This is a genomic window from Paenibacillus sp. BAC0078, from assembly GCF_054483875.1.
Genome location: NZ_JBTLRW010000045.1, coordinates 1 through 2,927, shown reverse-complemented (window position 1 = coordinate 2,927; position 2,927 = coordinate 1). Strand labels below are relative to the sequence as shown.

Here is a 2,927-nt window from a genome sequence, read left to right as displayed (position 1 = left end):
GGTTAAGCTAATAAGAGCACACGGAGGATGCCTAGGCGCCAGGAGCCGACGAAGGACGTGGCGAACAACGAAACTGCCTCGGGGAGCTGTAAGCAAGCTTTGATCCGGGGGTGTCCGAATGGGGAAACCCAGCTGTGGTAATTCGCAGTTACTCATACCTGAATACATAGGGTATGTAGAGGCAGACCAGGGGAACTGAAACATCTAAGTACCCTGAGGAAGAGAAAACAATAGTGATTCCGTCAGTAGCGGCGAGCGAACGCGGAACAGCCTAAACCAAGGGGCTTGCCCCTTGGGGTTGTGGGACGTCTCACATGGAGTTACAAAGGAATAGAGTAGGTGAAGAGGTCTGGAAAGGCCCGCGATAGAGGTAAAAGCCCTGTAACCTAAACTGTGTTCCCTCCGAGACGGATCCCGAGTAGTGCGGGGCACGTGAAACCCCGTATGAATCCGGCAGGACCATCTGTCAAGGCTAAATACTACCTGGCGACCGATAGTGAAACAGTACCGTGAGGGAAAGGTGAAAAGCACCCCGGAAGGGGAGTGAAATAGAACCTGAAACCGTGTGCTTACAAGAAGTCAGAGTCCTCTATATGGATGATGGCGTGCCTTTTGTAGAATGAACCGGCGAGTTACGTTTAACATGCAAGGTTAAGGTGAGAAGCCGGAGCCGCAGCGAAAGCGAGTCTGAATAGGGCGAATGAGTATGTGGACGTAGACCCGAAACCGTGTGATCTACCCCTGTCCAGGGTGAAGGTGCGGTAACACGCACTGGAGGCCCGAACCCACGTACGTTGAAAAGTACGGGGATGAGGTGGGGGTAGCGGAGAAATTCCAATCGAACTCGGAGATAGCTGGTTCTCCCCGAAATAGCTTTAGGGCTAGCCTCGGTGAATGGAGTCGTGGAGGTAGAGCACTGATTGGGTGCGGGGCCCGCAAGGGTTACCAAGCTCAGTCAAACTCCGAATGCCATGGACTTCTTGCCGGGAGTCAGACAGTGAGTGCTAAGATCCATTGTCAAAAGGGAAACAGCCCAGACCATCAGCTAAGGTCCCCAAGTGTGTGTTAAGTGGGAAAGGATGTGGAGTTGCACAGACAACCAGGATGTTGGCTTAGAAGCAGCCACCATTGAAAGAGTGCGTAATAGCTCACTGGTCGAGTGACTCTGCGCCGAAAATGTAACGGGGCTAAACACACCACCGAAGCTATGGCTTGATCGTAAGATCAGGGGTAGGGGAGCGTTGTATGTGGGTTGAAGGTGTACCGGAAGGAGCGCTGGACCGCATACAAGTGAGAATGCCGGTATGAGTAACGAAAAGATCAGTGAGAATCTGATCCGCCGAAAGCCCAAGGTTTCCTGAGGAAGGCTCGTCCGCTCAGGGTAAGTCGGGACCTAAGGCGAGGCCGACAGGCGTAGTCGAAGGACAACAGTTTGAAATTACTGTACCACCGTAATCCGCTATGAGCGATGGGGTGACGCAGGAGGGTAGTGACGCGGACTGATGGATGTCCGTCCAAGCAGTGAGGCTGGTGTGTAGGCAAATCCGCACACCGTAAGGCTGGGCTGTGATGGGGAGCGAAAATTACAGTAGCGAAGGTCATGATCTCACACTGCCAAGAAAAGCCTCTAGCCAGGAGAAGGTGCCCGTACCGCAAACCGACACAGGTAGGCGAGAAGAGAATTCTAAGGCGCGCGGAAGAACTCTCGTTAAGGAACTCGGCAAAATGACCCCGTAACTTCGGGAGAAGGGGTGCCTCGGTAGGGTGAATAGCCCGAGGGGGCCGCAGTGAAAAGGCCCAAGCGACTGTTTAGCAAAAACACAGGTCTGTGCGAAGCCGCAAGGCGAAGTATACGGGCTGACGCCTGCCCGGTGCTGGAAGGTTAAGGGGAGTGGTTAGGGGCAACCCGAAGCTATGAACCGAAGCCCCAGTAAACGGCGGCCGTAACTATAACGGTCCTAAGGTAGCGAAATTCCTTGTCAGGTAAATTCTGACCCGCACGAATGGCGTAACGACTTGGGCGCTGTCTCAACGAGAGATCCGGTGAAATTTTAATACCTGTGAAGATGCAGGTTACCCGCGACAAGACGGAAAGACCCCATGGAGCTTTACTGCAGCTTGATATTGAATTTGGGTACGATCTGTACAGGATAGGTGGGAGCCGTGGAAGCCGGAGCGCAAGCTTCGGTGGAGGCGCCGTTGGGATACCACCCTGATCGTATCTAGGTTCTAACCTGGTACCCTAAGCGGGTACGGGGACCGTGTCAGGCGGGCAGTTTGACTGGGGCGGTCGCCTCCTAAAGAGTAACGGAGGCGTTCAAAGGTTCCCTCAGAATGGTTGGAAATCATTCGCAGAGTGCAAAGGCAAAAGGGAGCTTGACTGCGAGACCTACAAGTCGAGCAGGGACGAAAGTCGGACTTAGTGATCCGGTGGTACCGCATGGAAGGGCCATCGCTCAACGGATAAAAGCTACCCTGGGGATAACAGGCTTATCTCCCCCAAGAGTCCACATCGACGGGGAGGTTTGGCACCTCGATGTCGGCTCATCGCATCCTGGGGCTGAAGTAGGTCCCAAGGGTTGGGCTGTTCGCCCATTAAAGCGGTACGCGAGCTGGGTTCAGAACGTCGTGAGACAGTTCGGTCCCTATCTGTCGTGGGCGTAGGAAATTTGAGAGGAGCTGTCCTTAGTACGAGAGGACCGGGATGGACGTACCGCTGGTGCACCAGTTGTTCCGCCAGGAGCATGGCTGGGTAGCTACGTACGGACGGGATAAGCGCTGAAAGCATCTAAGCGTGAAGCCCCCCTCAAGATGAGATTTCCCAGTATGTAAGACCCCTTGAAGACGACGAGGTAGATAGGTTGGAGGTGGAAGCACGGTAACGTGTGGAGCTGACCAATACTAATCGGTCGAGGGCTTATCCAAAA

Annotated in this window: 1 rRNA gene; it reads left to right on the top strand. The window is 54.1% G+C overall.

Features of this window, described 5'->3' with window-relative positions:
* Positions 1–2,925, top strand: a 23S ribosomal RNA gene (locus ACX1DY_RS31295).
* Positions 2,926–2,927: the final 2 nt, after the last annotated feature.